General features: G+C 67.6%; 29 protein-coding genes. 9 read left to right on the forward strand and 20 right to left on the reverse strand.

Annotated features, from left to right (window positions below):
- Window positions 1–21: 21 nt before the first annotated feature.
- From AB4061_RS15975 to phnG, 8 genes are all read right to left on the reverse strand, one after another.
- Window positions 22–603: an MOSC domain-containing protein gene (locus AB4061_RS15975; RefSeq protein WP_441635380.1), complete on the reverse strand. Its 582-nt coding sequence runs from the start codon at window positions 601–603 to the stop codon at window positions 22–24.
- A gap of 2 nt (window positions 604–605) precedes the next feature.
- Window positions 606–1,856 (reverse strand): alpha-D-ribose 1-methylphosphonate 5-triphosphate diphosphatase, encoded by a 1,251-nt coding sequence (locus AB4061_RS15980; RefSeq protein WP_441635382.1) that lies wholly within the window; start codon window positions 1,854–1,856, stop codon window positions 606–608.
- A gap of 82 nt (window positions 1,857–1,938) precedes the next feature.
- A complete protein-coding gene (gene phnL / locus AB4061_RS15985; protein WP_441635384.1) occupies window positions 1,939–2,712 on the reverse strand; it encodes a phosphonate C-P lyase system protein PhnL in 774 nt (257 codons plus the stop codon).
- A gap of 2 nt (window positions 2,713–2,714) precedes the next feature.
- On the reverse strand, window positions 2,715–3,503 hold the full coding sequence (phnK, locus tag AB4061_RS15990; RefSeq protein ID WP_441635386.1) for a phosphonate C-P lyase system protein PhnK: 789 nt from the start codon (window positions 3,501–3,503) through the stop codon (window positions 2,715–2,717).
- A complete protein-coding gene (locus AB4061_RS15995; RefSeq protein WP_441635388.1) occupies window positions 3,500–4,411 on the reverse strand; it encodes an alpha-D-ribose 1-methylphosphonate 5-phosphate C-P-lyase PhnJ in 912 nt (303 codons plus the stop codon). Before AB4061_RS15995 ends, phnK begins: the two co-directional genes overlap by 4 nt.
- Window positions 4,408–5,562, reverse strand: a complete 1,155-nt coding sequence (locus tag AB4061_RS16000) for a carbon-phosphorus lyase complex subunit PhnI (RefSeq protein ID WP_441635390.1) — start codon at window positions 5,560–5,562, stop codon at window positions 4,408–4,410. The genes AB4061_RS15995 and AB4061_RS16000 overlap by 4 nt, the downstream gene beginning before the upstream one ends.
- Window position 5,563: 1 nt before the next feature.
- Complete coding sequence (gene phnH / locus AB4061_RS16005) at window positions 5,564–6,142, reverse strand: phosphonate C-P lyase system protein PhnH (protein WP_441635479.1); 579 nt, start codon at window positions 6,140–6,142, stop codon at window positions 5,564–5,566.
- Between the two features lie 79 nt (window positions 6,143–6,221).
- Window positions 6,222–6,713 carry a phosphonate C-P lyase system protein PhnG gene (gene phnG, locus AB4061_RS16010; RefSeq protein WP_441635392.1) on the reverse strand — a complete coding sequence of 164 codons (492 nt, stop codon included), beginning with the start codon at window positions 6,711–6,713 and terminating at the stop codon, window positions 6,222–6,224.
- A gap of 217 nt (window positions 6,714–6,930) precedes the next feature.
- On the opposite strand from phnG, the gene phnF reads away from it, so the two are divergent.
- The 5 genes from phnF (at window position 6,931) to AB4061_RS16035 (ending at window position 10,643) form a co-directional block, all read left to right on the forward strand.
- Complete coding sequence (gene phnF, locus AB4061_RS16015; protein ID WP_441635481.1) at window positions 6,931–7,665, forward strand: phosphonate metabolism transcriptional regulator PhnF; 735 nt, start codon at window positions 6,931–6,933, stop codon at window positions 7,663–7,665.
- A 93-nt stretch (window positions 7,666–7,758) separates the two neighbouring features.
- Entirely contained in the window at window positions 7,759–8,955 is a 1,197-nt protein-coding gene (locus AB4061_RS16020; RefSeq protein ID WP_441635394.1) for an alpha-D-ribose 1-methylphosphonate 5-triphosphate diphosphatase, read from the forward strand.
- 44 nt (window positions 8,956–8,999) lie between these two features.
- Window positions 9,000–9,761 carry a DUF1045 domain-containing protein gene (locus tag AB4061_RS16025; protein ID WP_441635396.1) on the forward strand — a complete coding sequence of 254 codons (762 nt, stop codon included), beginning with the start codon at window positions 9,000–9,002 and terminating at the stop codon, window positions 9,759–9,761.
- Between the two features lie 11 nt (window positions 9,762–9,772).
- Window positions 9,773–10,414: a phosphonate metabolism protein/1,5-bisphosphokinase (PRPP-forming) PhnN gene (gene phnN, locus AB4061_RS16030; RefSeq protein ID WP_441635483.1), complete on the forward strand. Its 642-nt coding sequence runs from the start codon at window positions 9,773–9,775 to the stop codon at window positions 10,412–10,414.
- Window positions 10,415–10,448: 34 nt separating this feature from the next.
- On the forward strand, window positions 10,449–10,643 hold the full coding sequence (locus AB4061_RS16035) for a hypothetical protein (protein WP_441635398.1): 195 nt from the start codon (window positions 10,449–10,451) through the stop codon (window positions 10,641–10,643).
- Between the two features lie 8 nt (window positions 10,644–10,651).
- Here the strand turns inward: AB4061_RS16035 and AB4061_RS16040 are convergent, their stop codons facing one another.
- The 5 genes from AB4061_RS16040 to phnC form a co-directional block, all read right to left on the reverse strand.
- Window positions 10,652–11,149: a GNAT family N-acetyltransferase gene (locus AB4061_RS16040; protein ID WP_441635399.1), complete on the reverse strand. Its 498-nt coding sequence runs from the start codon at window positions 11,147–11,149 to the stop codon at window positions 10,652–10,654.
- A gap of 43 nt (window positions 11,150–11,192) precedes the next feature.
- Entirely contained in the window at window positions 11,193–11,729 is a 537-nt protein-coding gene (locus AB4061_RS16045; RefSeq protein WP_441635401.1) for a phosphonate degradation HD-domain oxygenase, read from the reverse strand.
- A 69-nt stretch (window positions 11,730–11,798) separates the two neighbouring features.
- Window positions 11,799–12,590 (reverse strand): phosphonate ABC transporter, permease protein PhnE, encoded by a 792-nt coding sequence (gene phnE / locus AB4061_RS16050; protein WP_441635403.1) that lies wholly within the window; start codon window positions 12,588–12,590, stop codon window positions 11,799–11,801.
- 102 nt (window positions 12,591–12,692) lie between these two features.
- Complete coding sequence (gene phnD, locus AB4061_RS16055) at window positions 12,693–13,685, reverse strand: phosphonate ABC transporter substrate-binding protein (RefSeq protein ID WP_441635405.1); 993 nt, start codon at window positions 13,683–13,685, stop codon at window positions 12,693–12,695.
- Between the two features lie 69 nt (window positions 13,686–13,754).
- Window positions 13,755–14,594 (reverse strand): phosphonate ABC transporter ATP-binding protein, encoded by an 840-nt coding sequence (gene phnC, locus AB4061_RS16060; RefSeq protein WP_441635407.1) that lies wholly within the window; start codon window positions 14,592–14,594, stop codon window positions 13,755–13,757.
- 63 nt (window positions 14,595–14,657) lie between these two features.
- On the opposite strand from phnC, the gene AB4061_RS16065 reads away from it, so the two are divergent.
- On the forward strand, window positions 14,658–15,014 hold the full coding sequence (locus AB4061_RS16065; protein WP_441635409.1) for a hypothetical protein: 357 nt from the start codon (window positions 14,658–14,660) through the stop codon (window positions 15,012–15,014).
- A 23-nt stretch (window positions 15,015–15,037) separates the two neighbouring features.
- Here the strand turns inward: AB4061_RS16065 and AB4061_RS16070 are convergent, their stop codons facing one another.
- The 3 genes from AB4061_RS16070 to AB4061_RS16080 form a co-directional block, all read right to left on the reverse strand.
- Window positions 15,038–15,328 (reverse strand): type II toxin-antitoxin system RelE family toxin, encoded by a 291-nt coding sequence (locus tag AB4061_RS16070; protein WP_441635411.1) that lies wholly within the window; start codon window positions 15,326–15,328, stop codon window positions 15,038–15,040.
- On the reverse strand, window positions 15,318–15,572 hold the full coding sequence (locus AB4061_RS16075) for a type II toxin-antitoxin system Phd/YefM family antitoxin (protein WP_441635413.1): 255 nt from the start codon (window positions 15,570–15,572) through the stop codon (window positions 15,318–15,320). The genes AB4061_RS16070 and AB4061_RS16075 overlap by 11 nt, the downstream gene beginning before the upstream one ends.
- 195 nt (window positions 15,573–15,767) lie before the next feature.
- Window positions 15,768–16,418, reverse strand: a complete 651-nt coding sequence (locus AB4061_RS16080; RefSeq protein ID WP_441635415.1) for a VTT domain-containing protein — start codon at window positions 16,416–16,418, stop codon at window positions 15,768–15,770.
- Between the two features lie 219 nt (window positions 16,419–16,637).
- Between AB4061_RS16080 and AB4061_RS16085 the strand changes: the two genes are divergently transcribed.
- On the forward strand, window positions 16,638–17,039 hold the full coding sequence (locus AB4061_RS16085; RefSeq protein ID WP_441635417.1) for an OsmC family protein: 402 nt from the start codon (window positions 16,638–16,640) through the stop codon (window positions 17,037–17,039).
- A 70-nt stretch (window positions 17,040–17,109) separates the two neighbouring features.
- Here the strand turns inward: AB4061_RS16085 and AB4061_RS16090 are convergent, their stop codons facing one another.
- From AB4061_RS16090 to AB4061_RS16105, 4 genes are all read right to left on the reverse strand, one after another.
- A complete protein-coding gene (locus AB4061_RS16090; RefSeq protein WP_441635419.1) occupies window positions 17,110–18,342 on the reverse strand; it encodes a bifunctional alpha/beta hydrolase/OsmC family protein in 1,233 nt (410 codons plus the stop codon).
- Window positions 18,343–18,525: 183 nt separating this feature from the next.
- Window positions 18,526–19,698 carry an acyl-CoA dehydrogenase family protein gene (locus AB4061_RS16095; protein ID WP_441635421.1) on the reverse strand — a complete coding sequence of 391 codons (1,173 nt, stop codon included), beginning with the start codon at window positions 19,696–19,698 and terminating at the stop codon, window positions 18,526–18,528.
- A gap of 58 nt (window positions 19,699–19,756) precedes the next feature.
- Window positions 19,757–21,877, reverse strand: coding sequence for an acetate--CoA ligase family protein (locus AB4061_RS16100; RefSeq protein WP_441635423.1), 2,121 nt, complete (start codon window positions 21,875–21,877; stop codon window positions 19,757–19,759).
- A gap of 30 nt (window positions 21,878–21,907) precedes the next feature.
- Window positions 21,908–23,263: an MmgE/PrpD family protein gene (locus tag AB4061_RS16105; RefSeq protein WP_441635425.1), complete on the reverse strand. Its 1,356-nt coding sequence runs from the start codon at window positions 23,261–23,263 to the stop codon at window positions 21,908–21,910.
- A gap of 361 nt (window positions 23,264–23,624) precedes the next feature.
- Here AB4061_RS16105 and AB4061_RS16110 point away from each other — a divergent pair, with 361 nt between their 5' ends.
- Both AB4061_RS16110 and AB4061_RS16115 read left to right on the forward strand, forming a co-directional pair.
- Window positions 23,625–24,536 carry a LysR family transcriptional regulator gene (locus tag AB4061_RS16110; protein ID WP_441635427.1) on the forward strand — a complete coding sequence of 304 codons (912 nt, stop codon included), beginning with the start codon at window positions 23,625–23,627 and terminating at the stop codon, window positions 24,534–24,536.
- A gap of 159 nt (window positions 24,537–24,695) precedes the next feature.
- Window positions 24,696–25,673 (forward strand): Bug family tripartite tricarboxylate transporter substrate binding protein, encoded by a 978-nt coding sequence (locus AB4061_RS16115; RefSeq protein WP_441635429.1) that lies wholly within the window; start codon window positions 24,696–24,698, stop codon window positions 25,671–25,673.
- Window positions 25,674–25,682 lie beyond the last annotated feature (9 nt).

A 25,682-nucleotide genomic window follows, 5' to 3' on the forward strand; every position in this document is an offset into this window, starting at 1 on the left:
ACCTTCATCCACGCGTCCTGCTCAAACCCGATCCAGCCTCCGGTGAGGCTCGGGCGGCAGCGTCACGCGGATCGCGTCGTGCGCGCGCACCAGTCCGCCGGCCAGGACAATGCCCATGATGCCGGCCTTGCGCACCAGCTTGCCTTCATCGTCCCGACCCAGCACCTGCGCAAGCAGGCCCGGCTGGAAGCGTTCGATCTGCGCGCAGGGATTGCGCAGCCCGGTGATCTCGACCAGCGCGGTGTCGCCCAGGTGCAGCCGCGCGCCGGTTGGCAGCGCCAGCAGGTCGATGCCCCGCGTGGTGATGTTCTCGCCCAGCGCGCCAGGCGCCACCGCATGGCCGGCGGCCTGCAGCATCGCCTGCAGTTCCACCGATAGCAGGTGAACCTGCCGCAGGTTCGGCTGGCTAGGGTCCACCGCCACGCGGGAACGGTGCTTGACGGTTTCCCCCAGATGCGCGTCACCCTCGACGCCCAGCCCGGCCAGCAGGCGGATGACCGGCGTCACCGCCTTGCTGAAGGTGTGCGTGGCGCTAAGGCTTACCGCGGCCACGCTGCCCGCCTGCGGCGACTCGGCCCACCCATTGCCAATATTAGCCGCCATGGTCATGCCGCCGCGCGCCCTGGTTCTCCCGGTTCGTCCGATTCGTCCGGCAGCGGCATCTGGACCAGGCCTGCGCTGTCAAGCGCCAGGGCGCCCGCCGGATAGCGCGCGGCAAACACCAGGCGGCCCGATGACCACGTATGCGTCACCAGCGGCTGTCCGGCCACCATGGCAACCGCTACCAGGTCGGCGCGCAGCCCGGCCCCGATGCGCCCGCGATCGGACAACCCGCAAGCCGCGGCCGGGTTGGCGCTGACCAGCGCGGCGGCTTGCGGCAGGCTCAGGCCGGCGAGGCGTTCCGTGGCAAAGGCGGCGGCAATCAGCGTGGACGGCTGGTAGTCCGAGCATAGGCAATCCGCCACCCCGGCGCTGATGGCGTCGATGGCGCGCATGGAGCCGCTCTGGCTTTGGCCGCGCAGCACATTGGGCGCGCCAAGGATGGTCGGCAACCCCTTTGCCTTGGCGGCCTGCGCCGTCTCCAGGTTGATCGGGAACTCGCTCATGCGCACGCCCAGCGCATGCATGGTGGCAATACGCTGTGCCGAGTCGTCGTCATGGCTCGCGGCCGGCACCCCTATGCGGGCGGCCAGCGCCAGCAAGCGTTCAACCCGGTCCAGTGCGCCGTGCTTCTCCACCAGTTTCCTATCGGCGGCGGCATGGGCCTCTTCACGGCTCATGGCGTGGTTGCCCATCATGTAAGCCAGGTAGGACTCCAGCGTCTTGAACTGGCCCTGCCCGGGCGAATGGTCCATCACCGAGACCAGGTCCACCAGGCCGGCTTCCACCAGTTGCTCCAGCACCGGCAATGCGCTGGCGTCGGTGACTTCATAGCGGCAATGGATGCGGTTATCCACCAGGCTGTGGCCGCGGAAGGCGGCCACAGCGCGCACGAGCTCGCCGGCCGTGTCGAAGTTGCGCACGCCGAACGAGTTACCGGCGAACGATACCGCGTGGTAAGGCGTGGTGATGCCCGCGGCGGCGTTGCGGCGATCGATCTGCGCCACGGCGAAATCCAGCGGGAACATCACCCGCGAGCGCGGCTCGGCTTCTTTCTCGATCGCGTCGCAATGCAGGTCGACCAGGCCGGGCAGCAGCGTCTGGCCACGCAAGTCGATCACCTGGGCGGCACGCGGCACGGCGGCGGCATCGGGCTCGATGGCCGCGATATGGCCGTTGTCGATCAGCAAGGCGCTGTCGGCTAGCACGCCATCGGGCAGGACGATTCGTGCATGAGTCAGGTAAGCAGGAAGCATGGTCGGTTCCGGGAACGAGTGGGAACGATGGGGAACGAGTGGGAGCGCTTGGGAGCGAATGAATACGATCAGGATGAACGGCTCAGCCGGCGACAGCCGCAAGCTTGCCGGCCGGCGCGGCCTGCGTGACAGCCGGCGAGTGCAATGGCAGCTGCCTGGTGGCCACCGCCTCGCGCACGGCTTCATCGTGGAAGATGCCGACCAGGCACCGGCCCTCGGCCAGCGCTTCGCGGATCAGCGCCACCACCACCGCGCGGTTATCCGCGTCGAGCGAGGCGGTCGGTTCGTCGAGCAACAGCACCGGATGGCCGCCGATCAGCCCGCGCGCGATGTTCACGCGCTGCTGCTCGCCGCCCGAGAAGGTCGCGGGCGGCAGGCTCCACAGCCGGCCCGGCACCTGCAGCCGCGCCAGCAGCACCGCGGCACGCTCGCGCGCTTCGCCGGCACTGGCGCCGCGCTGCTGCAGCGGCTCGGCCACCACATCAAGCGTGCTCACGCGCGGGATCACATGAAGGAACTGGCTGACATAGCCGATCACCTCGCGCCGCAATTGCAGGATGCGTTGCTCCGGCGCGCGGGTCAGCTCCACCCACGCATCGTTGTCACGGATGCGGATGCTGCCTTCGGTGGCCAGGTAGTTGCCGTACAGACACCGCAGCAGCGTGCTCTTGCCCGCGCCGGAACTGCCGGCCAGCACCAGGCATTCGCCGGCGGCGGCATCGAAATCGATGGCCTGCAGCACGGGCAGGCGCGTGCCGCCCTGGTTGTGCAGGATGAAGGTCTTGCCGAGGCCGCGCACCTGGATGCGCTGGGCGTCGGCGGCCATGCTTGGATGGTGGTAGGCGTCGTGCGTCATGATCAGCCCTGCAGAATGGAAGACACCAGCAACTGGGTGTACGGGTGGTGCGGATCGTCGAGGATCTGGTCGGTCAGGCCGCTTTCCACCACGCGCCCGCCTTGCATCACCAGCGTGCGGTGCGCCAGCAGGCGCGCCACGGCGAGGTCGTGGGTGACGATGATGGCGGCAAGGCCAAGGTCCGCCACCAGCCGGCGCAGCAGGTCGAGCAGGCGGGCCTGCACGGAGACGTCGAGCGAGGCGGTGGGCTCGTCCATGAACACCAGGCGCGGATGCGTCACCAGGTTGCGGGCGATCTGCAAGCGCTGCTGCATGCCGCCGGAGAAGCTGGTCGGCGCATCGTCCAGGCGGCCCAGGTCGAGCTCCATCTTTTCCATCCAGGTGCCGGCCACGTCGCGCAGCTCCCCATAGTGGCGCCCGCCTACCGCCATCAGGCGCTCGGCGATATTGGCGCCTGCGCTCACCCGCATGCGCAGGCCATCGCGCGCGTTCTGGCGCACGAAACCCCAGTCGGTGCGCGCCAGCAGGCGCAGCCGGGCGTCGGACAGCGTGGCAAGGTCAACCAGCCCTTGCTCGCGGGTGTCGTAGCAAACGCTGCCGGATTCAGGCGCGGCCTGCCAGGACACCGCCTGCAGCAAGGTGCTCTTGCCCGAGCCGGACTCGCCCACCACGCACAGCACTTCGCCGGGAAACAGATCGAAGCTGACATCGTGGCAGCCATGCACGCCGTCCCAGGTGCGGGTCAGGCCGCGCACGGACAACAGCGGCTGGTGCGGATCGGTGCGGCTCATGCTGCCTCCTTGCGTGCGTTGGCGGCCGTGCCGTTCGGCCCGGTCTCACCCTGCTCCTGGCGCGTGGCGCAGTACTCGGTATCGGAGCAGACGAACATGCGCCCGCCCGCGTCGTCGGTGATGATTTCATCGAGATAGCTGTCGGTGGAGCCACATAGCTCGCAGCAGCCATCCCACGTCTCCACCGCGAACGGATGGTCGTCGAAGTCCAGGCTCTTCACGCTGGTAAAGGGCGGCACCGCATAGACCCGCTTCTCACGCCCCGCGCCGAACAGCATCAGCGCCGGGCTGTAGTCCAGCTTCGGGTTGTCGAACTTGGGGATGGGCGACGGCCGCATCATGTAGCGCTGGTTGACCATCACCGGGTAGTCGTAGGTGGTGGCAATGCGCCCATGGCGGGCGATGTCCTCGTACAGCTTGACATGCATTGCGCCGTATTCCGCCAGCGCGTGCATGGTGCGGGTCTCGGTCTCGCTCGGTTCCAGCCAGCGCAGCGGCTCCGGGATGGGCACCTGGAACACCATGATCTGCCCCTGGGCCAGCGGCGTTTCCGGAATCCGGTGGCGGGTCTGCACGATCGTGGCTTGCGCGGTGCGCTCGGTGGTCTGCACGCCAGTCACGCGGCCGAAGAAGCGGCGGATATTGATGGCGTTGGTGGTGTCGTCCGAGCCCTGGTCGATCACCTTGAGCACGTCGTCGCTGCCGATGATGGAGGCGGTGACCTGGATGCCGCCGGTGCCCCAGCCATAGGGCAGCGGCATCTCGCGGCTGCCGAAGGGCACCTGGTAGCCGGGGATCGCTACCGCCTTGAGCAGCGCACGGCGCAGCATGCGCTTGGTGGATTCGTCCAGGTAGCCGAAGTTGTAGTGTTCGTCGCGCACGGTGGCGTTGGCATTGGTGTCGGTCATGATGCGATGGCCTCCTGCGCCAGCACTTGGGAGATGYCGGCAGCGTCCTGCCCGGGCGGCGTCGGCGCCGGAGACGGCACGCCCTGCCCGCGCTCGGCGCGCAGGCGGCGCAGCAGGTCGAGATTGGTCTGGAAATCCACGTARTGCGGCAGCTTCAAGTGCTGMACAAAGCCMGAGGCCTCSACGTTGTCGCTGTGRTASAGCAYGAACTCSWSGTCGTTGGCGGGCGMRTCGGCGCSTTCGCCCAGTTCGGCGGCGCGCATGGCGCGGTCGGCCAGCGCCATCGACATAGCCTTGCGCTCGCCATAGCCGAACACCAGGCCGTAGCCGCGCGTAAAGCTCGGCCCTTCCTGCGCGTTGCCGGCGAACTGGCTCACCATCTGGCATTCGGTGACCTCGATCTCGCCGATGGTCACGGCAATGCCCAGTTCCTCCACGAACAGCTCCACTTCCACCTCGCCGTAGCGGATCTCTGCCGCGAACGGGTGCGAGTTGCCGTAGCCGCGCTGGGTGGAGTAGCCCATCGACAGTAGGAAGCCCTCATCGGCGCGGGCCAGGTTCTGCAAGCGCGCCGGACGGGCCGCAGGCAGCTCCAGCGGCTCGCGCGTGAGGTCGGGCGGCGCGGGGTCGTGCTCGGGCACGGTCTCCGGCTCGATCAGCGATTCCTGGCGCAGCAGGTCCGTCACGCGTGGCATGCGCGCATCCAGCGTGGTTTGCGCAGCCGGCAGCGGCGCATTGTCGCGCTCGGCTTCCAGCGTGAAGTCGAGCAGGCGCTGGGTGTAATCGTAGGTCGGCCCCAGCACCTGCCCGCCCGGCACGTCCTTGAAGGTGGACGAGATCCGGCGCTGCAGGCGCATGGCGCCGGTATCGAGCGCCACCGAATAGCCAAAGCGCGGCAATGTAGTGCGATAGGCGCGCAGCAGGAACACGGCTTCGATCAGGTCGCCCGCGGCCTGCTTGATGGCCAGCGCGGCCAGGTGCGGGTCGTACAGCGAGCCTTCGGCCATCACGCGCGACACGGCCAGCGGCATCTGCTCGCGCACCTGCGCCAGTGTCAGCTCCGGCACGCGGCGGTCGCCACGGCGGTAGTCGTCCAGCATGCGGTACGAGTTGAGGATGGCGCGTTCGCCCCCTTTGACGGCAACGTACATGTCAAGCCTCCGCTTGGGTGGTGCGCGGCAGCGCGCTCAGGGCGCTGCCACTGGTCAGCAGCACGTCCACGCCGAGCGGGAAGCGCGCATGGTTTGCCTGCCACTGGGTCCAGAAATCGGCCGGCAAGCCTTGCACGGCCAGCGTGGCGTGGGTCTCGATGCCCGGGCCGCGCAGCGTGACCTCGGGGCCGCCGTTCAGCGAACCCACCTCGATCAACAACGTGGCGGAGCGGTCCGGGTACGCCGGATCGCCCAAGGCGCATGCGGCCAGATCGGGCGCGGCGTAACCGGCCGGCACCGTCACGAAGGCCGCCTGCCCTGGTTCCGCCACCAGCGGGCAGCCGCAATGGAAGCGCAGGAAGGCGCGCACGCCTTCGGGCGTCCCGGGCGGCAGCCACACCGGCGTATCGCTGTCGACCAGCGCGAGCAGCAGCGCGCTCAAGGCCGGGGACAGGCCCTGTGGTACGCCGCACGGCTCGGCCAGCTCGCCGACGCTGCCCGGGTGGGACATGGCATCCAGCGCGGCGCGGAAGGTCCGCTGCGCCGATTGCACCGCATCGTCGAAGCCAGGCAGCAGCATCGGCGCAAGCGCGCCGTGCCGCCCCGGGGGCACGTTGTCGTATCCAGCCGTCTGGGCGGCAATCGTTTGGCCTGGCATCTCAGTCCTCTCCACGCACCATGGTAAAAAACTCCACCTTTGTCTGCGCCGCCACGGCGGACTTGTGTTCGCCTTGCGCCGTACGCGCCTGGGCCAGCGGCGTGACCACTTCGGCCTGCACGCGCGCATGCCAATCGGGCAACTGCAGCAACGCATCCAGCACGGCGATCTGCTCCGCATGGGCGTGTGTACGGCCTTGCACGTAACCCACCCCGACCACGCCCGGCTCCAGCGTCACCGCGCAGCGCGTCACGCTGACCTCGCCGAGGTTGAACTGCGCCCCCGTGCCACCGGCGCGCCCCCGCACCATGGCCATGCCGCTCTCCGGCTTGCGCAGCAAGCGGTAGGCCGGCAGCGCGCCGAGGCGGCCCACGGCCTGCGCCAGGGCATCCGGAGCGGCCAGAGCCAGCACGCGCAGCCAGGCCGCTCGGGCCGCTTGCTGCTGGGCCGCCGCCCCTGGTTGCGTGCCCGCGTCGGTATCGGTTCGATCCATTTCACATCCCCTATACGTCTATACGTTTAGATGTAGAATACCATCCATGGCCGAACTACAACACAGCCAGATGAAGCTTTCATGACGCCCGGCAAGGCGCTTCGGCCCGCTTCGGCCCACTTCGGGCCCCGTGCACGGCATGGCCAGGTTGAGGCACAATCGCATCCTATTGAAGCACGCAAATGATTAACGCAGGATGACGAAAAGGCAGGACACGATGGTGGAACAGGAAGTCGAGCGGGGCTCGGGAGTAGCGGTATGGCGCCAGATCGGCGAGGCCCTGGCGCTCGACATCCGCAACAAGCTCTATGTCCCGGGCGAGCGCCTGCCGCCCGAGCCAGAGCTGGCCACGCGTTTCGCCGTCAACCGCCATACCATCCGCCGCGCCATGGGCGAGCTGGAGCAAAACGGGCTGGTGCGCATCGAGCAAGGCCGGGGCACCTTCGTGCAGGAACACGCGATCGACTACGCCATCGGGCGGCGCACGCGTTTTTCGCAGAACCTGGCCAGCCAGGGCATGCGTGGCCACATCGAGGTGCTGGAGTCGCAAACGCTGCGCGCCCCCGAGATCGCCAAGCACCTGGGCCTGGCGCGCAGTGCGCCCATCCTGCGCGTGCAGATGCTGGGCAAGGCTGAAGCCCGCACCATCGACGTGGCCGAGCATTATTTCGATGCCGCGCGCTTCCCCGGCATGGACGCCGAGCTGCGTGCGCGCCTGTCGATCTCCAAGGCGTTCGCCCATTACGGCATTACCGATTACACGCGCAAGTGGTCGCGCATCACCGCCGCCATGCCGACAGCGCCGGTGGCCCGTCAGCTCAACCAGCCCAAGACGCGGCCGATCCTGCAGGTGGAGGCGCTCAACGTCGACCTGGACGGCGTGCCGCTGCAATACAGCGTGGTGCGCTTTGCCGGCGACTGGGTCCAGCTGACCGTAGCCGACCCGGACTAAAATGCGCAATCGCCGGCCGTTTGGAACGCACGCCCCACCGACCAAATTGGTCTAGACATCTGTTTGTCATCTGCCCGCGCTAAGGTCGCCAGCATGGATACCAATCACGCACCTCACCCCACCCTTGCCGGCCTGAGCGGCCGCCGCGTTCTCACCGCCAACGGCATTGCGCCGGCCGCCTTCGCATTCCGCGACGGTTGCCTGGCCGGGCCGGCCAGCACGGCAGGGCCTGCCCTCGATGCGGGCGACCTGCTGGTGCTGCCCGGCATCGTGGACATTCACGGCGACGCCTTCGAGCGCGCCGTGATGCCGCGCCCTGGCGTGAGCTTTCCGTACACCAGCGCGCTGTTCGACGTGGACCGCCAGTTGCTCGCGCATGGCATCACCACCGAGCTGCACGGCGTGACGCTGTCGTGGGAAGGCGGCCTGCGCGGCGAGGCTTACGCCCAGCGCATGTTCGACGGCCTGGAGCGCATGCGCGGCACCCTTGGCGCGCAACACCATGTGCACCTGCGCTTCGAGGCACATCACCTGGCCGGGCTGGAAACCGCGCTGGCCTGGATCGATAGCGGCAAGGTGCGCTTCCTGGCCATCAACGACCACCTGCCGCTGATGGCCACCCGCCTGCACGACGCGCGCAAGCTGGCGCAGTACGCGGACCGCGCGGAGTGCGACCCGGTCATCTTCCGCCAGCGCCTGGAGCAAGCGGCCTCGCAGGCAAGCAAGGTGCCCGACGGCGTGGCCCGGCTGATTGCCGCTGCCCGCGCCGCCGGCCTGCAAGTCGCCTCGCACGACGACGGCGACGCCGCCACCCGCCAGCGCTACCACCAGCAAGGCTGCACCGTGGCGGAATTCCCGCTCACCGTGGATGTGGCCCGCGCCGCCCACGCGCTGCGCAACCACGCCGTATTCGGCGCGCCCAACGTGATCCGCGGCGGCAGCCACACCGGCGCCCCGGACGCCACCGAGATGATCGCCGCCGGGCTGTGCAACGTGCTGGCCTCCGACTACTACTACCCGGCGCCCCTGCAAGCCGCGTTCCGCGTGGCGCAGCTCGGCGTGCTGCCGTTGCCGGCCGCCTGGGACCTGGTCTCGCGCAACCCGGCGCGCGCCGCCGGCATGAACGACCGCGGCGCGCTCAGCCCCGGCCTGCGCGCCGACGCCATCATCGTCGACGACCGCGATCCCGCCCTGCCCCAGGTCTGCGCCGCCATTGTCGGCGGTGTGCTGCACCACGCCACGCGTGCCTTCCCGCTGGTGCAGGCCAGCGGCGCGCGGCGCGCGGCCTGACCGTCACGCCCATAATGCCCAGGACGCCCAGGACGCCGAACCCGATGTCGAACAATCCATTGCCGCAGGCCTACCGCTACGCCATCTACCTCAATCCCGCCGCGCCCTTTCGGATGGTGGGCGAGCAATGGCTGGGCCGCAGCGCCGAGACAGGCGAGGCAATCGCGCGTCCCGCTGCGCACGATGCCCACCGCATTGCCCAGATTGCCCGCTGGACTGAGGCACCGGCCTACTATGGCCTGCATGCCACGCTCAAGGCCCCGTTCCGGCTGGCGGACGGCCAGACGCCTGCCGGGCTGGACGCCGCCATGCGCGCCTTCGCGCTGGACCGCCAGCCCTTCGCGGTACCGCTAGCACTGCAAAACCTGCGGGGCTTCCTGGCCTGGTGCCTCGGTGGCGACGCCAGCGCCAATGCGCGCATGCACGCGCTGGCGGACGCAGCGGTGCGCGAGTTCGACAGCTTCCGCGCGCCGCCCACCCCTGCCGAACTGGCACGCCGCAAGCCGGGGGAACTGAGCGAGCCAGCCCGGCGCATGCTGGATGCCTGGGGCTACCCCTACGCGTTCGAGACGTTCATCTTCCACATCACGCTCACGGGGCTGCTCGACGAATTCGAGCAGGACAGCGCCATCGCCATGCTGCAAGCCGCGAGCGGCCCGCTGCTGCAGCAGCCGATGACGGTAAGCGACGTCAGCCTGTTCGTGCAAAGCACGCCGGATGCGCCCTTCCTGGCCGCCCGCCACTATGGCTTTGACGGCAGCACCACCGATGCCGCCGGGGCGGCTCTGCTGGAAGCCACGGCATGAGCGCCAAGGCCATGCACACCGCGGCACGGGCCGACATCGCCGCGCCCGGTGCCGAAGCCCCGGACGGCAGCGGCCTGGTTTACCTGATGGGCCCCTCCGGCAGCGGCAAGGACTCGCTGCTGCGCGTGATGCGCGACAAGTTGCAGGACGATGCCGGCGTACGCGTGGCGCAACGCTGCATCACCCGCGCCAGCAGTGCCGATGAAGACAGCGTGGCGATCACCCCCGCAGCGTTCGAGCACCGCGTGGCGCAAGGCGGCTTTGCGCTGCACTGGCGCAGCCACGGCTTGTGCTACGGCATCGGGACCGAGCTCGACGACTGGCTGGCCCAAGGCCTGTGCGTGGTCGTGAACGGATCACGCGAGCACCTGGCCGCCGCCCACGCGCGCTATCCGGCCCTGCACGCCGTGCAGATCAGCGTGCGCCTGCACGTGCTGGGAGAGCGCCTGCGGCTGCGCGGCCGCGAGGACGAGCAAGCCATCGTGCGGCGCCTGCAGCGCGCGGGCGAGCCGTTCGCCGTGCCGGCAGGGTGCCGGCTGACGGTGATCGACAACAGCGGCGCGCTGGAGGATGCGGCAAGCGCGCTGATGCGGCTCACGCACGAGCGCACGCGCCACCACCAGCAACAGCAACAGAACCAACACCAGCCGTAGGGTCCTGTTCCGGGCCCGCCACCACGCCGGCATCATGCAGCACCTGGTCGGTATGCGTGCCCAGCAACGCGGCCGGCAACGTTGCCTCGCGCTCCGGCTGGCGTATCACGCGCTGGCCGAAACCGCTGTCACGCAACGTTTTCGCGAACGTATCGAGGCGCTGGTGGAGAGGGTGCCCGTGGCCGGGCGGGAGACGGTCAGGCGGAGCGGGGGCAAGCGGATGGGATAGCGCTCCAATCAGAGGTGCACAGCCGCCACCGGCAGCCCGATGCTGAAACTGGTCCCATGCTCCGTAAACCCAAGCCGCCGGTAAAACTGATGCGCCTGCAGCCGGCGCGCGCTGGACGATAGCGCCAGCTTGGAGGCGCCTGCCTCTTCGGCCAGCCGCATGGCGGCGTGCATCATGGCCGTGCCGACACCGGTGCCGCGCGCGGCGTGGGTCACCACCACGCTTTCCACGATGGCCTCGCTGCGGCCGTCGTGCGCCAGCACCGGGAACACCAGCAGGCAAAACGTGCCGAGCGCTTCGCCGGCGGCGCTGCGCATGAGGTAGCAGCGATAGTGCGGCATCGCCTTGAGCTGGGCGAACAGTGCACGCATGCGCTGCAACGGCAGCGGCGTCTCGTTGTCCATTTCGGAGAGCAAGGCGGCAACCTGCAGCAGTTCGGCATCGGTGCCGGTCACTTCGTGCAGGGTCGGGCCGCCGCCGGTGCGGCGTGCATCTGGCAGGTCCATGCGGATATCGGTTTCGAGTGAGGTTGCAGAGGTGCGATGCGGGTCAGGGAGCACGCCGCAGGCAGCGCGCTACCATCGGCAGGTAGTACTCCAGCGGCGGCGTGGCAAGGCCGACGACCTTGGCCAGGTCGTCGTAGCGGCGCAGGCGCACGGCTGCCGGCCCGTGGGGATGGGCGACGAAAGCCTCCGCCTGGGCCGCGTCAAAGGGGCCGCCCTGCAGTGCCAGGCTGTGTTGCGAGGCTGGCGACAGGATCGCCTGGTAGCCCGGCACGGTAGCGCACAGGTAGCGCTTGGCGGCCACATGCATGCGCACCGGCTCGGTCACCTCCGGCCCAAACCCGACCGCCAGCAGGTCGGCGCCGACTTCCTGGTGGCGCATATCGGTGGTGCTGTCCTCGGACATCACGAGGTGGCCAAGGTCGTGCAGCAGGCTGGCGACGATCAGCGGCTCGGGGTCGCCGGCCTGCTCGGCTAGTTGCGCGCACTGCAGCGCATGCTCGGTCTGGGTGATGGCCTCGCCGCCGTAGAAGGCGGTGCCGTGGCCGGAGAAGAGGATTTCGATGCGCCTGAGGATGGTCATGATGATTTGTGTGTGCGGGCTGATGTCGTGAGGCAGATTGAGGTGGCTTGAGGCGGCTTGGGACCGCTGTCAAACCAGCGCCTTGCGGATCCGGGCGGACAACAAATCGATAAGCGTGACAAAGCCAACGATGATGATGATCACCGCGCAGGTCTCGGCATACTGGAAGCTGCGGATGATCTCCCACAGCACGGTGCCGATGCCGCCCGCGCCGACGATGCCAAGCACCGTGGCCGAGCGCACATTGGATTCGAAGCGGTACAGCGCATAGGAGATCCACAGCGGCAGCACCTGCGGGATCACGCCATAGACCACCTCTTCGAGTGCGTTGGCGCCGGTGGCGCGCACGCCTTCCACGGGGCGCGGGTCGATGGCCTCCACGGCTTCCGAGAACAGCTTGGCGAGCACGCCGGTGGTGTGCACCCACAGCGCGAGCACGCCGGCGAAGGGGCCCAGCCCCACCGCCACGATAAACAGCATGGCGAACACCATCTCATTGATGGCGCGGCAGGCATCCATCACGCGGCGCATCGGCTGGTAGACCCAGGCCGGCACGATGTTGGCGGAACACGCCAGGCCTAGCGGCACGGCAAACACGATGGACAGGAAGGTACCCCAGATTGCGATCTGCACGGTCACCAGCATCTCGTCCAGGTAGATGCGCCAGTCACGGAAGCTGGGCGGAAAGAAGTCAGCAGCGAATTTCGCCATGTTGCCCGAGTCCCTCCACAGGTCGAGCGGACGCATGTCGGCGCCCTGCCACGACATGACCAGCAAGGCGAGCACCACCGCCCAGACGAACATGACAGGCAGGCTGGCACGCGGCGGACGAACGGCACGAGGCGGAGTGGCTGGGATCATGGTGGGGTTGGCGGGAGGATGCATGAATACTTGGGCGAAAGCGAAGATGAGGCGGCGGTGTGCGGCCCGCCCCGGCTTTGGGGCGGGCCGACGATGGGCGCGTTACTGCGCGCTGGCGGCGATCTTGTCGAGCTCAGCCAGCTTGCTGCTCAGGTCGGCAAGGCGCTTTTCCTTGTCCGGCGCGGCCATCGTGGTGTCGGACTCGATCTTGGTCTTCTCGCGGGCCAGCTCGATCTGGCGGATCGGCACCAGCTGCTTGTCGTTGGACGCACGGAAACCCTGGTAGGTCAGCTTGGCAAGGTTCTCTTTCTCGCGCGCGGCGTCGGCACCCTTGCCATAGTTCACGAAGAAGGTCTGTACCTTGGCCTTGACATCGGCCGGCAGGTCCTTGCGGTAGACCAGCGGATCCGCCGGGATCAGCGGCGACTTCCACAGCACGCGCACCTGGTCATAGGCGTTTTTTCCGGTGTTGATGCGGTAGCGCTCCATGTTCTCGGTGTTGTTGACCGCCACGTCSACCTGCTTGTTCAGCACSGACAGCAGGTTGGTTTCGTGGTTGCTCACGCGCACCGTCTTGAAGAAGGTCTTCGGCTCGATCTTGTGGGCGCCCCACAGGTAGTGGCCCGGCACGGCGGTGCCCGAGGTGGAGTTCGGATCGCCCGCGCCGTAGCTCAGCGACTTGCCTTGCTTGAGCACATCGTCCAGCGTCTTGAGGTTGCTGTCCTTGTTGACGATCAGGAGCGACCAGTAGCCGGGGTTGCCGTCCTTGTCGATCACCGAGGCGAACACCTCGCCGTTGGCGCGGTCCACCGCTTCGATGGCGGACTTGTTGCCGAACCAGGCAATCTGCACCTTGTTGAAGCGCATGGCTTCGATGATGCCAGCGTAGTCGGAGGCGAAGAACGGCTTGACCTGCACGCCCAGCTGCTTGCCCAGGTCATCGATCACCGGCTGCCAGGCGGACTTCAGGTTGGACGAGGTTTCCGTCGAGATGAAGCCCATATTGAGGACCTTGCCTTCCTGGGCAAAGGCGGGCAACGAGAGCGCGCCAGCGGCGCTCGTGACGATCAGGGCGAAAAGGGTTCTGCGCAGCATGAGGGAACTCCGAGGAAAAGCCTTGTTGGGGGTGCTTGCGGGAAACATTGCGAAGAAATCCAGGGTCAGTCAGGCCGCCGCCAGGCCGCCGTGCAGCATGGCGGGCGCGGCAACCTCCAGCCCCGCGCCGTCGGGCAGCAGCTCGGCGGCCTCCGTGCCATACAGCTCGCGCAGCATGGCCGGGGTCAGCGCCGCGGACAGGCCGTCGTAGACCACTTTGCCGTGGCGCAGCGCGACCACACGCGGGCAATAGCGCATCGCCACATCCACCTGGTGCAGCGACACCACCACCGCCACGCGGCGCGCTCGGTTGATCTGCGCCAGCAACTCCATCACGCGCCGCGCGGATTCGGGATCTAGCGAAGCGATCGGCTCGTCAGCCAGGATCACCCGCGCGTTTTGCACCAGCGTGCGGGCAATGGCCGCGCGCTGCTGCTGGCCGCCCGACAAGGTGGAGGCCCGCCTAAAGGCATAGTCGTCTATACCAACCTGGGCAAGTGCTTCGAGCCCTGCGTCGATCTCACCGACATGGAAGAAGCGGGTCAGGCTGCGCCACAGCGGCACGCGCGGCAGCATGCCGGTCAACACGTTCGTGATCACCGGCAGGCGGCCCACCAGGTTGAACTGCTGGAATACAAAACCAATTTCTGCCCTTGCCGCGCGCACATCGCGCGCCAGCCGGCCGCCTTGCTGGATGCCCCGGCCATTGACCAGCACCTCGCCGGCGCCGCCCGCATCGGCAGCGATAAACCCCGCCACGTGGCGCAGCAACGTGGACTTGCCCGAGCCCGAGGCACCCAGCAGCGCCACCATTTCACCAGGGGCTACGGCAAGGCTCACGTTATCCAGCGCCTTGCGTCCCGCCTGGAACGACTTGGACAGGCCGCGCACTTCAATCGCATGCGTCATCCCACACTCCTTGCATCAACAGTGAGCGCATTCTGGGTGGCGCGGATGACAAAACGATGAAGGTTGGAGAGCAATCTCGAATTGGGAGGCGCGCATGGCCAGCCGCCTGCACCAAGTGGCCTTGAGCCGACCTCTCTGCCGGGCCGGCGGGCCGGCGGACCGCAGAGGCTGCTGGGCGCGCTGGGGGTGCTGTGGCGGCCCACCCGGCGAGCGGCGGGATACTGCCAGGCGCTGCTGACGCTTGCGGTCACGCCGGCCAATGTCTACATGTGGCAGCACCCCGAGCTGTTCCCGAAGATTCCGCCGAGCCCACTGGGTATCCGCCTGGTGGTGCAGGTGTTGTTGCTGGTGTGCATCTTGTGGAGCACGAGCCGGCAGGATGATGCAGTTGCTACGCAAGATGGGGACGGCGAACCATAGGCCGGGGCAAAACAAGGTGACCGCTATCGCCTCACACCAGCCCGGCGATAAGCCTCACTCTTGTCCCATCGTCCAACAGCGAGCACCAGCACAGTGACGGTACGATCGTTCACCTCGTACACCAGTCGGTACCCGGCATCGCGCAGCTTGATCTTGTACACGTCCTTCATGTCCTTGCCGCTGAGCTTGGCAGACTGCACCCGGGGTTCGGCCAGACGTTTCTCGAGCTGCTTTCGAAACTGATCCTTGATCGACGCATCGAGCTTCTTCCATTCCTTCAAGGCGTCTTCGTGAAAGGCAAGCTCATAACTCATCCAGCGACACCTTTACGGCCTTCCCGCCGCGACGCTGCCGAACGATTTCCGCAAGCTCGATGTCCTCGAGCCTGTCCATGAGTGCTTCGAAAGCCTGGGCGGGAACCAGGTATGCGGCCGGGCGATTGTGATTGAGGACTGCTACGGGCTCGTTCCCGGCCTCCTCAATGATGGCACCGGGGTTGCGGCGAAGGTCCGTGATGCTTACGGTCGCGGTAGCGTAGATGGCGCGTGTGACAGTCATATCTTTGGCTTGGCCTGTGTAGCGAGTTGCAATCGGACTGCATGGACAGGCTTGCAGTCCGTTTATTAGCCGTAATAAAGCACACAATTTAGCATAAAATTTGGGTATTTTTTATGTTATCGATCCGTCACTGGAAGCCGGGCGGCCCGAGACGTTCAATGTCCATGCTTGCGCGCCGTCGCAACCGCAAACGACTCACCCCCGCGCCCCATGCCTCCCCCTCACCGCCCGCCACGCACTCGCCACCACCAGCGAGCCCAGCCCGAGCGCAAGCCCAAGCAGGACGATGGCGCTCATGTGGTCGCGCACCAGCGGCACATTGCCGAAGAGAAAACCGCCAACCAGCAGCGACACCACCCACACCGTGGCGCCAGCACTCGCGGCCAGCGTGAAGCGCGTCGCGGACATGGCGGACACGCCCGCGACGAAGGGGGCAAAGGTGCGCACCACGGCGACGAAGGGGGACAGCAGCAAAGTCAGGCTGCCGTGGCGCTGGTAGAAGTCATGTGTCCTGCGCAGCGCGTCGCGGTTGATCCAGCGGTAGCCGCCGGTGAGCACACGAGACCCGATGGCTTTGCCGATGGCGTAGTTCAGCAGGCTGCCGGCCACCGCGGCGGCCAGCAGCACCGGCAGCAGGATCCATAGCTTGAGCGCGCCCGACGCGCAGAACGCGCCACAAAGGAACAGCAGCGGGTCGCCAGGCAGGAAGAACAGCGGCAACAGCCCGATCTCGCAGAACACGATGGCAAACAGGATGCCGTAGACCAAGGTGCCGTACTGCGCGATGGCAGGGCCGAGATGCTGGTCGAAATGCAGCAGCAACGGCAAGACTTGCGATGCTTCCATGCGTGCCCCCGATCTTGAAGCGATGGCTACAGTGTAGGCGCGCCCCGGCCGCCGGGCACTTCGGGCGGGTACGGTGCCCGGGCCGCTATGCCGATGACAAGCGGGAAATATGCCGAGAGGAGCCTTTCCCTGCGGCGCGCGCCCGCATAATATTGAGCACAACCCGCACAATCCGCGCAATCCGTACAACCATCTGCACCAACAACCCCAGGAAATGCCATGTCAAATTCCCAAGCCACCGCCCGAATCGGCCCGGTCGATGCCAACTACCTGGTGCACCTGCAGGCCGGCAGCCACGCGCTGGTCGGTGACGAGTCCGCCGGGCTGGGCGGCACGGACCAGGGCCCGCCGCCCTTTGCCTTCGTGCTGTCCGGTCTGGTGTCCTGCACCGCCATCACGCTGAAGATGTATATGCAGAGAAAACAATGGCCCGTGGCCGATGTGGAAGTCACGGCGGTCTTCCAGGGCAAGGACGAGGCACGCTTCATCCGGCGCGAAGTCCGGCTTAGCGGCGCGGAACTGGGCGAGGCCGAGCGCGAGCGGCTCGCGCAGATCTGCGAGCGCACGCCGGTGACGCTGTTCCTCAAGGGTGCATCGCGGATCGAGACAACCTTCCTCTGAGGAGGCCCAGGCAAAAACGGAAGGGACAGCCCGCAGGCCGCAGGCCACCGCTTCCGGTTCGTGCCGGCGCCTACCTGGCGGCAGTCTCCGCCAGATGGGTCCGCACCACCACCTCCGAATGCAGGGTCCGGTGGACTGGGCACTTGTCCGCGATCTCCAGCAGCGCCGTGCGCTGCGCCTCGTCCAGCGGGCCGCGCATGGTGATCTCCCGCTCGATCCACTCGATCTTGCCTTCGGTGGTGGAGCACTCCGCGCAATCGGTCGCGTGGATCTTCTCGTGGCGCAGCGTGACCGCCACGTGTTCCAGCGGCCAGCCCTTGCGGTCCGCATACATGCGCATGGTCATGGCGGTGCAGGCGCCCAGGCCCGCCAGCAGCAGGTCGTAGGGCGCGGGCCCGCCGTTGAGCCCGCCGAACGAAACCGGCTCGTCGGCCAGCAGGTGGTGCGGCCCGGCGGTGATGCGCTGCTGGTACCTGCCGGCATGGCTTTCCTCCACCCGCACCAGCCCTTCCTCGGCCACCGCGGCCGGCACATCCAGGGCATCGATGTCGAGGTAGCGCTGGCTCCATGCCGCGATGGTGTTGGCCACGTAAACGGCATCGGCCTTGCGCGTGAGCAGGTGATCGGCACGGTCGAGCGAGACGAAGCTCTTGGGATGCTTGGCGGCAATGAAGATCTGCGTGGCGTTATCGATGCCGACGGTGTCGTCCTGCGGCGCATGCATGACCAGCAGCGCCTTGCGCAGCTTGGCTACGCTATCGAGCAGCTTCTGCTCGGCCACGTCTTCGATGAACTGCCGCTTGATCTTGAACGCACGGCCGGCGAGCCGGACCTCGGCCTCTCCATCGGCCTCGATGCGCGCGGCCTGGTCGCCGAACAGGCCGACCACATGGCTCGGATCGCTCGGCGCGGCGATGGTGACGACCGCCTTGGCTTCAGGGATGCCGTGCGCGGCGCTGAGCACCGCCGCGCCGCCCAGGCTGTGGCCAATCAGCAAGGCCGGCGCCCGGTGATGCTGGCGCAGATAGTCCGCCGCCGCCAGCAGGTCGGCCACGTTGGACGAGAAATTGGTATTGGCGAAATCACCGCCGCTGCCGCCAAGGCCGGTGAAATCAAAGCGCAGCACGGCGATGCCGTGTGCCGTCAGCGCCTGCGCGATACGCGTCGCCGCCAGCACGTCCTTGCCGCAAGTGAAGCAATGGGCGAACAAGGCAAAGGTGCGAACCGGGCCAACTGGCAAATCCAGCCGCGCGGAGAGTTGCTGACCATCACTTCCCGGGAACTGCAGGCGCTGGGCTTCCATGGGTATCCTCATGCTTGACGCGAACTGTATGAGGTTCCCACTCTAGCCAAGTTTGCCGCCGAGTGCTACTGGCGTCGCATGGCTGGCTGCGCACAACGCACTGGGGCGACGGCAAGCTTGCCGGCGCCCCGCTTTCCGTTGTACGCAAAAGCGCACCCGTGGCGAGCTTGCGCTGCTGGCGGATCAGGCTGCCTTCGGCGCGGCCGCCTTTTCCGGGCGCTGCGAGAAGGTCCGCTCGAACACCGCTTCGGCGATGCGGTTCTTGAGTATTTCAATGGAGCCGCCGGCGATCATCCAGCCGCGGCAACGGCGCAGGCAATACTCCACCAGCGCCTCCTGGCTGTAGCCCATGCCGCCCATCACCTGCAGGGACTCGTTGGCCACGTCGAAGCCCGCCTGGTTGCAGAACGCCTTGGCAATCGCGGTTTCTTCCGCCGAGGGAAAGCCGCTGTCCGCATTGGCAGCCGCCCTGTACAGCAGCAGCTGGCCGGCATCGAGCTTGATCTTCATCTCGGCGAACTTCCATTGCAGGCCCTGGAACTCGCACAGCAGGCGTCCGAACTGCTTGCGCTGCATCGCCCAGTCACGCGCCACCTGGTAGGCATAGCGTCCAAGCGCCAGCGAGCGCGCGGTGTTGCCCATGCGCTCGACATTGAAGCCGGCGATCTGTTTCTTGAACCCCCCCTCGCCCAGCAGCACGTCGGAAGCCGGGATGCGCACGTCCTCGAAGTAGATCTGCGCCCATTCCTCGCCGGACATGAACCTGGAGCGCTGCCCGATACGCACGCCCGGCAGCTTGGTATCGATCAGCACGGAACCGATGCCGCCCACGCCCGGGCCAAAGCGCACATAGGCCAGGATCACGTCGGCGTGCGGGCCGTGGGTGGTGAAGACCTTGGTGCCGTTGATCAGGAAATCGCCGCCGTCGGGCGTAGCCGTGGTGCGCAGCTCGGTCACGGCGGAGCCGGCCTCGGGCTCGGTCATGCCGACGGAGATCAACGCCTCGCCGGCCAGCAAGCGGCGCAGCCATTTGTCCTTCTGCGCCGGCGAGCCGTACTCCGCCAGCACGCGAATGGCGCCAAAGTTGCCAGCCTGGATGACGTCGGCACTGCGCGGGCAGACCGCGGCAACAGCCTGGATGGCGATGATGGCGTCCATCAGGCTGCCACCCTGGCCACCGTCGGCCTCGGCAATGGTGATGCCCAGCAGGCCCTGCTCGCCCATCTTGCGGGCCACACCCCACGGGTACTCGTCGGTATGGGCGCGGGCGACGGAGCCGGCGCGCAGCTCGCGCTCGGCAAAGCGCGTCACGGCGCGTTCGAATTCGGCCTGCTCCTGGGTCAGTCTGAAATCCATGATGGTTGTCTCCAGTGCTATGTTCAGTTCGGTTCAGTTCGGTTTTGTTCAGATTTGCTCAGCTTTGCTCAGCTAGCCGGACCACGCAGTCCACGCCGACCACGCCATCGGCGCGCACGAACAGCGGATTGATCTCCGCCTCCAGCACGCGCACGCCCTCAAAGGCCGACAGCCGGGAAAAGTGCACGATGGCATCGGCGAGTGCCCCGACGTCCCCGCGCGGCAGCCCGCGGAAGCCGCGGATCAGCGCGGTGCTGCGCACTTCGCCGATCATCTCCATGGCATCGTCGCGCGTCACCGGCGCCGGGCGCAGGCTGACGTCCGGACGTAGCTCGGCCGCGATGCCGCCCGCGCTCAGGATGACGATGGGCCCCACCAGCGGATCGTCCCGGTAGCCGAGCATCAGCTCCAGCAACTTGTCCTCCATGCGCTGCACCAGGATGCCGTCGAGCCGGGCCTGCGGCACGGCGCGGCCGACATCCGCCAGGATCCCCGCCATGGCGCGCTGCAATTCCTCCGTGTCGCGCACGCCGACGCGTACGCCGCCCACGTCCGTCTTGTGCAGGATGTCGCGCGAGCAGATCTTGGCCACCACCGGATAGGGAATCTTGTGCCAGCACTCGCCCACCGGCATCAGCGCCAGGGGCGCGACAGGCACGCCCAGCGCCACGAATGCGCCGGCCGCCTCGTACTCCGAAAGGTTGCCCGCCACAGGCAAGCCCGCCGGCCAGCTGAGCGGCGCGATGGCCTCGTCAGCCTCGGGGTGCGCCCGCGCGGCCTTGAACAACTGCGCCAGCGCGTCCGCGCAGGCCTCCGGCGTGCGAAAGGCCGGGATGCCCGCTGCCTGCAGCACCTGCAGCGACGCACCAGCCTCCGGCGCGAGGAACGCGATCAGCGGCTTGTGCCCGGCCCCGGCGGCTTCCACCATGGGCCGTACGGCAAGCTCCGGGTGAAACTGTGCGGATGAGCCCGCCACGCACAGCACGGCGTCGCACCAGTCGCTCAGCAGCAGTTGCTCGACCAGGTCCTTGTACTGCGCGCTGGTCGCCGCCAGCGTCAGGTCGATGATGGGCGTCTGGCGGATACGCACGCCGCGCCCGATCATGTGCGCCACGAAGGCATCCGGCGGCGCCACGGCGTCGATCTGAGACAGGCCCAGCCGATCCACCACGGTGGCCGCGCCGCCCCCCGTGGTGGTCACCACCGCCACGCGGGGATTGCGCTGGAGCGCGGGCACCCACTGGCCATAACGCAGGGCCAGCGGCGCCGCTTCGAACAGCGTCTCGAGCATCTCCACGCGCATCACGCCGTACTTGCGCAGGAAGGCATCCACGGCGGCGTCGTTGCCGGCCAGTGCGCCGGTGTGGGACTGGGCCAGCGCCTCGCCCTGCGCAGAGCGGCCGAGCTTGTAAACGATGACCGGCTTGCCGGCCTGCCGCGCGCGGCGCAGCGCCGGCCCGAGCACGGCGGCGTCCCGGATCGTCTCCAGGAACAGCAGGATGACCTTGGTGGCGTCATCGTCCACCAGCAGGTCGACCAGCTCGCCCACGCCGATGTCGCTCTCGTTGCCGACCGACACCAGCTTGGCAAAGCCCAGCCCGCGCGCGGCGCCTCGCGACAGCAGCGCGCCCAGCATCGATCCGCTTTGCGAGATCACGCTGATGCTGCCGGCGTGCAGCTCGTCCATCTCCAGCACGGCATTGACGGACAGCACCGCGCCGGACGCCACATTGACCACGCCGATGCTGTTCGGCCCGATCAGGCGCACGCCCAGCGCCTGGGCCTTGCGCACCAGCGCCTGCTGCGCGGCCATGCCGGCCTCGCCCACTTCGGCGAAGCCGTCCGAGAAGACCGTCACCACCTGCACGCCCTTGGCCGCGCATTGCTCCAGCGCGGCTTCCACGTGCTTGCCCGGCACCATGACAAAGGCATGCTCCACCGGCCCCGGCACGGCCGCCAGGCTGGGATAGGCCTTCTCGCCCAGCACTTCGGCGCGCGTGGCGTTGATCGGGTAGATGGTGCCCCGGTAGCCGTGCTTGCGCATGAAGCGCATGGGCCGGGCGGTGTTCTTGGTGATATCGCTGGACGCGCCCACCAACGCCACCGTGTCCGGCGAGAACAGCGCCTTGGCCAGGCTGGCGGATTTTGCCGGGGCGCTTTGTGGGTCCATTTCAGCCATGGTTGTCTCTGCAGTCATCGGGTTCATGCTTCACGCCGCGCCGAGGCCGGCGAGCCGCAGCCCGCGTACGCTGCCGGTGTCCAGTTGCCACAGGGCAGCCAGCAAGCCCTTGGCGGTGCCGCTGCCGATCACCGGCGCGGCCAGCTCCATGAACTTGTCGTTTAGCGTGGCGTCGTCCAGCGGGGATTCGGGATCGCCCTTGCGGTAAGGGGCAAACAGCGCATGGCGCGCGCCGCTCTTGCACAGGATCTCAACGCGCGCCGCGCGCTGGCGCGGGAATGCCGCCGTCAGTTCCGGGTCCGCATGCAGGGTGACGCGCTTCATCAGTTGCCGGATCTGCGGGTCGCGCAGGCGCTCATCGGAGAAGGCATCGAGCCGCACTGCCCCGCGCAGGATGCCATGCGAAACCACATAGGGCAGGCTGAAGCGCGCTTCGAACGCGGTAACGGGATTGGCGTTGCCGGTCACGTCGATGGTGGCTTGGTATGCCCACACGGTGACCGCCTCGATATCGGCCCCATCGATGCCGTGCTCGCGCACCAGTTCGATCGCCGCGTCGATGGCGGCAAAGGTATGGCCGCAGCAACCGTGGTTCTTCTGCGTGATGCTCAGGATGTTGTAGGTGGTGCCCAGCCCCTGCCCCACGCTCGACCAGTCGGGGCTGCCACACAGCGCCGCGCCGAAGCCGGCTGCGCCTTCCAGGATGTCGTGCACGCCATTGACGCCCACGGCCGCGCCCTGCGCCGCCTGCACGCCCACCATGGCGGCGTGCCCGGCGTGCAGCGCCTTGGTCATCGCATCCGAGCGGAAGGCCTGCTGCAAACCCGAGGCAAAGGTGGCGGAAGTCGCCAGCGCATCCGCGGCCACGCGTGCGTCTCCCGGCGCCAGCAGCAAGGCGCTGGCCGCCGCGCTGCCGAAGCAGCCCACGGTGCCGGTGGTATGGAAATAGCGATAGTGCGCGGGCTGGATTGCTGCGCCGATGCGGGTGGATACCTCGTAGCCTGCCACCACCGCCCGCAGGAAGGCCTCGCCTGTGGCATCCCGGGCTTCGGCCAGCGCCAGCGCGGCGGAGATGGTCGGGCAGCCGGGATGGTAGACCGCGTCCCGGAAGATATCGTCGAACTCGGCGGCATGCGATGCGCTGCCGTTGATCCACGCAGCCGTGGCCGGAAACGCCGTCGTGCCATGGCCGATCACGGTGGCCGCGCCCACGCCCAGCTCGTCGCGATGCGCCTCGACGAGGTTGGTCCCCGGCGACATGCGCGTGCCGGGAAACAGCGCGGAAAACCAGTCGATCACGGCGCGCTTGCCATCATGGAGAACCTCGGGCGACAGTGCGCGCCGCCCTTGCGCGCCGACGTATTCGGCCAGTTCATCGATCACCATGCAGTGCTCCTCGTCATTGTTTGTCTCAAAGGCGGCTTGATGGCGCATTGCCTGCCGCCTTGACCCCGATGTTAAGGATCGCCTGCCGGGGAGCTTTGAAATTTGGTGAAGGCTCCCGAGCACGGTGGCGAAATGGCATGCGCCGGGGCCCCGCAAGCCCGGCTGCCGGCGCATTTGGCAAGCGACCTGCCGCGCCCGGGAAAATCCGGTTTGACGTTGGCGGCGAGCCTGCATAGCATGGCAGGCCGTCCCTGGCGCCTTCGTACGCCACGCCCGCCGCTACACAGACGCACACAGACGCACACAGACGCACACAGACGCACACAGACGCACATAGACTCACCTAGCCGCAGACACCCGTATGGATATCGCCTCCCTGGAAGTTCTCATCGCCGCCGTCGAGGAAAAAAGCCTTTCCCGCGCAGCCGAACGCCAACACCTCGTCACCTCGGCAGCCAGCAAACGCATCTCCGAACTGGAGCGCCAGGTCGGCACCGCGCTGCTGGTGCGCCACGGCCGCGGCGTGGAGCCCACGCCGGCCGGCGCCATGCTCTACCAGCATGCCAGGGCCATCGTGCGCAGCATCAAGCTGGCCGAAGAGGCGCTCATCACCTATTCGATGGACGGGATCGCCAAGATCCGCCTGGCGGCAAACCGGTCCACCATCCTCCAGTTCCTGCCCACCGACATCAGCGGCTTCCTGCACAGCGCGCCCGACAGCCGCATCGACCTGATCGAATCGTTCAGCTTCGACATTCCGCGCATGGTCTCCAACGGCGACGCCGACATCGGCATCTATCATGCCGAAGCGCCCAGCCCCGGCGTGTTCTCCCTGCCCTACCGCTCGGACCGGGTGGGACTGGTGGTGCCGCGCGGCCACCCGCTGGAAGCCAAGGGCTCGCTGCAACTGGAAGAAGCGCTGGATTACGACTTCCTCGGCTATTTCCCGCGCCATACCTTCGATGCCTTCCTGCAGCTGGCGAACAGCACCATCTCGCGGCCGCTGACGGTGAAGACGCAGGTGTCGAACTTCGAGGCGCGCTGCCGCATGGTGCGCGAGGGGCTGGGCATTGCCGTGGTGCCGGAGGGCATCGCCAAGAACTACCTGTCGATGATGGGGCTGAGCCTGCTGACGCTGACCGATGCGTGGGCCACGCGCAACTTCTATGTTTGCGTGCGCGACCGGCAATCGCTGCCGGCCGGGACGGCCAAGCTGCTGGACTACCTGGGCCAGTGCGCGACAATGGAGCGGCATTTCCAGCGCTCGCGCTAAGCCAGGCGGCGGCGCGCTAAAGGCCCGCGCCATCATCATGAAAGAAAGCAGCGTTTCTATTTGATCAACGCTGGACGAGACCAGCTTCGTACCATGTCCCTGGTGGCACGCGCCAAAGTAGCGCGGGCCGAAACCACCTCTATTCTCGTGGAGAGAGACATGATCCTGCCACAGCGGCTAGCCGCCGCCGCGCTGCTTTCGCTTGCCATCGCCGGTGCCGGCACCGGCGCCAATGCCGAAACCTATCCCGGCAAACCTATCCGTATCGTGGTGTCGTTCTCCGCGGGTGGCACCACCGATATCCTCGCCCGCGAAGTCGGCAACCAGCTCGGCCAGAGCCTGGGGCAGACGGTGATCGTCGAGAACCGGCCGGGGGCGGGCGGCAACATCGGCACGGAGTTCGTCGCCAAGAGCGCGCCGGACGGCTATACGCTGCTGGCCACGTCGGTGGGCCCGGTCGCCATCAATCCCACGCTGTACCCCAACCTCAAGGTCAACCCGCAAACCGCGCTGGCCGCGGTCGCGCCGATCGCCGACGTGCCTAACGTGCTGGTGGTGCATCCCAGCGTGCCCGCCAGCGACGTCGCCCAGTTGGTGGCCTATGCCAAGGCAAACCCCGGCAAGCTGAACTTTGCTTCCACGGGTGTTGGCACCGCCGCGCATTTGTCCGGCGCGCTGCTCAACGAGCGCACCGGCGCCAACGCCGTGCATGTGCCCTACAAGGGCGCCGATGCCCTGAACGACCTGCTGGCCGGGCGCGTGCAGTTCATGTTCGCCACCATCCCGTCGGTAATGAGCCATATCCGCGCGGGGCAACTGCGCCCGCTGGCAGTCACCAGCGCCAAGCGCGCCGAAGCGCTGCCCGAGACGCCGACCATGGCCGAGGCCGGCGTGAAGAACCTGGTAACCGGCGCGTGGTTTGGCCTGTTTGCCCCCAAGGGCACGCCGCCCGATGTGATCGCCAAGCTGAACAAGGCCGTGGCCAACGCCGTGAATAGCCCCGATATCCGCAAGAAGTTCGCCATGCAAGGCGCGGAACCGATGCAATACACACCGGATGCGTTCGGCAAGTTCGTGGCGGCCGAGTACCAGGCCTGGCGGCCGATCGTCAAGGCGAGCGGCGCGCGGATCGACTAGCTGCAGGCC

This window comes from Cupriavidus sp. YAF13, assembly GCF_052113425.1.
GTDB lineage: Bacteria > Pseudomonadota > Gammaproteobacteria > Burkholderiales > Burkholderiaceae > Cupriavidus.

What these genes read in the sequence shown, in the direction of transcription:
- AB4061_RS15975 (WP_441635380.1), bottom strand. Translation starts at nt 603, where the DNA reads ATGGCGGCTAATATTGGCAATGGGTGGGCCGAGTCGCCGCAGGCGGGC.
- AB4061_RS15980 (WP_441635382.1), bottom strand. Translation starts at nt 1,856, where the DNA reads ATGCTTCCTGCTTACCTGACTCATGCACGAATCGTCCTGCCCGATGGC.
- phnL (WP_441635384.1), bottom strand. Translation starts at nt 2,712, where the DNA reads ATGACGCACGACGCCTACCACCATCCAAGCATGGCCGCCGACGCCCAG.
- phnK (WP_441635386.1), bottom strand. Translation starts at nt 3,503, where the DNA reads ATGAGCCGCACCGATCCGCACCAGCCGCTGTTGTCCGTGCGCGGCCTG.
- AB4061_RS15995 (WP_441635388.1), bottom strand. Translation starts at nt 4,411, where the DNA reads ATGACCGACACCAATGCCAACGCCACCGTGCGCGACGAACACTACAAC.
- phnH (WP_441635479.1), bottom strand. Translation starts at nt 6,142, where the DNA reads ATGCTGCTGCCTGGCTTCGACGATGCGGTGCAATCGGCGCAGCGGACC.
- phnG (WP_441635392.1), bottom strand. Translation starts at nt 6,713, where the DNA reads ATGGATCGAACCGATACCGACGCGGGCACGCAACCAGGGGCGGCGGCC.
- phnF (WP_441635481.1), top strand. Translation starts at nt 6,931, where the DNA reads ATGGTGGAACAGGAAGTCGAGCGGGGCTCGGGAGTAGCGGTATGGCGC.
- AB4061_RS16020 (WP_441635394.1), top strand. Translation starts at nt 7,759, where the DNA reads ATGGATACCAATCACGCACCTCACCCCACCCTTGCCGGCCTGAGCGGC.
- AB4061_RS16025 (WP_441635396.1), top strand. Translation starts at nt 9,000, where the DNA reads ATGTCGAACAATCCATTGCCGCAGGCCTACCGCTACGCCATCTACCTC.
- phnN (WP_441635483.1), top strand. Translation starts at nt 9,773, where the DNA reads ATGCACACCGCGGCACGGGCCGACATCGCCGCGCCCGGTGCCGAAGCC.
- AB4061_RS16035 (WP_441635398.1), top strand. Translation starts at nt 10,449, where the DNA reads ATGCAGCACCTGGTCGGTATGCGTGCCCAGCAACGCGGCCGGCAACGT.
- AB4061_RS16040 (WP_441635399.1), bottom strand. Translation starts at nt 11,149, where the DNA reads ATGGACCTGCCAGATGCACGCCGCACCGGCGGCGGCCCGACCCTGCAC.
- AB4061_RS16045 (WP_441635401.1), bottom strand. Translation starts at nt 11,729, where the DNA reads ATGACCATCCTCAGGCGCATCGAAATCCTCTTCTCCGGCCACGGCACC.
- phnE (WP_441635403.1), bottom strand. Translation starts at nt 12,590, where the DNA reads ATGATCCCAGCCACTCCGCCTCGTGCCGTTCGTCCGCCGCGTGCCAGC.
- phnC (WP_441635407.1), bottom strand. Translation starts at nt 14,594, where the DNA reads ATGACGCATGCGATTGAAGTGCGCGGCCTGTCCAAGTCGTTCCAGGCG.
- AB4061_RS16070 (WP_441635411.1), bottom strand. Translation starts at nt 15,328, where the DNA reads ATGAGTTATGAGCTTGCCTTTCACGAAGACGCCTTGAAGGAATGGAAG.
- AB4061_RS16075 (WP_441635413.1), bottom strand. Translation starts at nt 15,572, where the DNA reads ATGACTGTCACACGCGCCATCTACGCTACCGCGACCGTAAGCATCACG.
- AB4061_RS16080 (WP_441635415.1), bottom strand. Translation starts at nt 16,418, where the DNA reads ATGGAAGCATCGCAAGTCTTGCCGTTGCTGCTGCATTTCGACCAGCAT.
- AB4061_RS16085 (WP_441635417.1), top strand. Translation starts at nt 16,638, where the DNA reads ATGTCAAATTCCCAAGCCACCGCCCGAATCGGCCCGGTCGATGCCAAC.
- AB4061_RS16090 (WP_441635419.1), bottom strand. Translation starts at nt 18,342, where the DNA reads ATGGAAGCCCAGCGCCTGCAGTTCCCGGGAAGTGATGGTCAGCAACTC.
- AB4061_RS16095 (WP_441635421.1), bottom strand. Translation starts at nt 19,698, where the DNA reads ATGGATTTCAGACTGACCCAGGAGCAGGCCGAATTCGAACGCGCCGTG.
- AB4061_RS16100 (WP_441635423.1), bottom strand. Translation starts at nt 21,877, where the DNA reads ATGGCTGAAATGGACCCACAAAGCGCCCCGGCAAAATCCGCCAGCCTG.
- AB4061_RS16105 (WP_441635425.1), bottom strand. Translation starts at nt 23,263, where the DNA reads ATGGTGATCGATGAACTGGCCGAATACGTCGGCGCGCAAGGGCGGCGC.
- AB4061_RS16110 (WP_441635427.1), top strand. Translation starts at nt 23,625, where the DNA reads ATGGATATCGCCTCCCTGGAAGTTCTCATCGCCGCCGTCGAGGAAAAA.
- AB4061_RS16115 (WP_441635429.1), top strand. Translation starts at nt 24,696, where the DNA reads ATGATCCTGCCACAGCGGCTAGCCGCCGCCGCGCTGCTTTCGCTTGCC.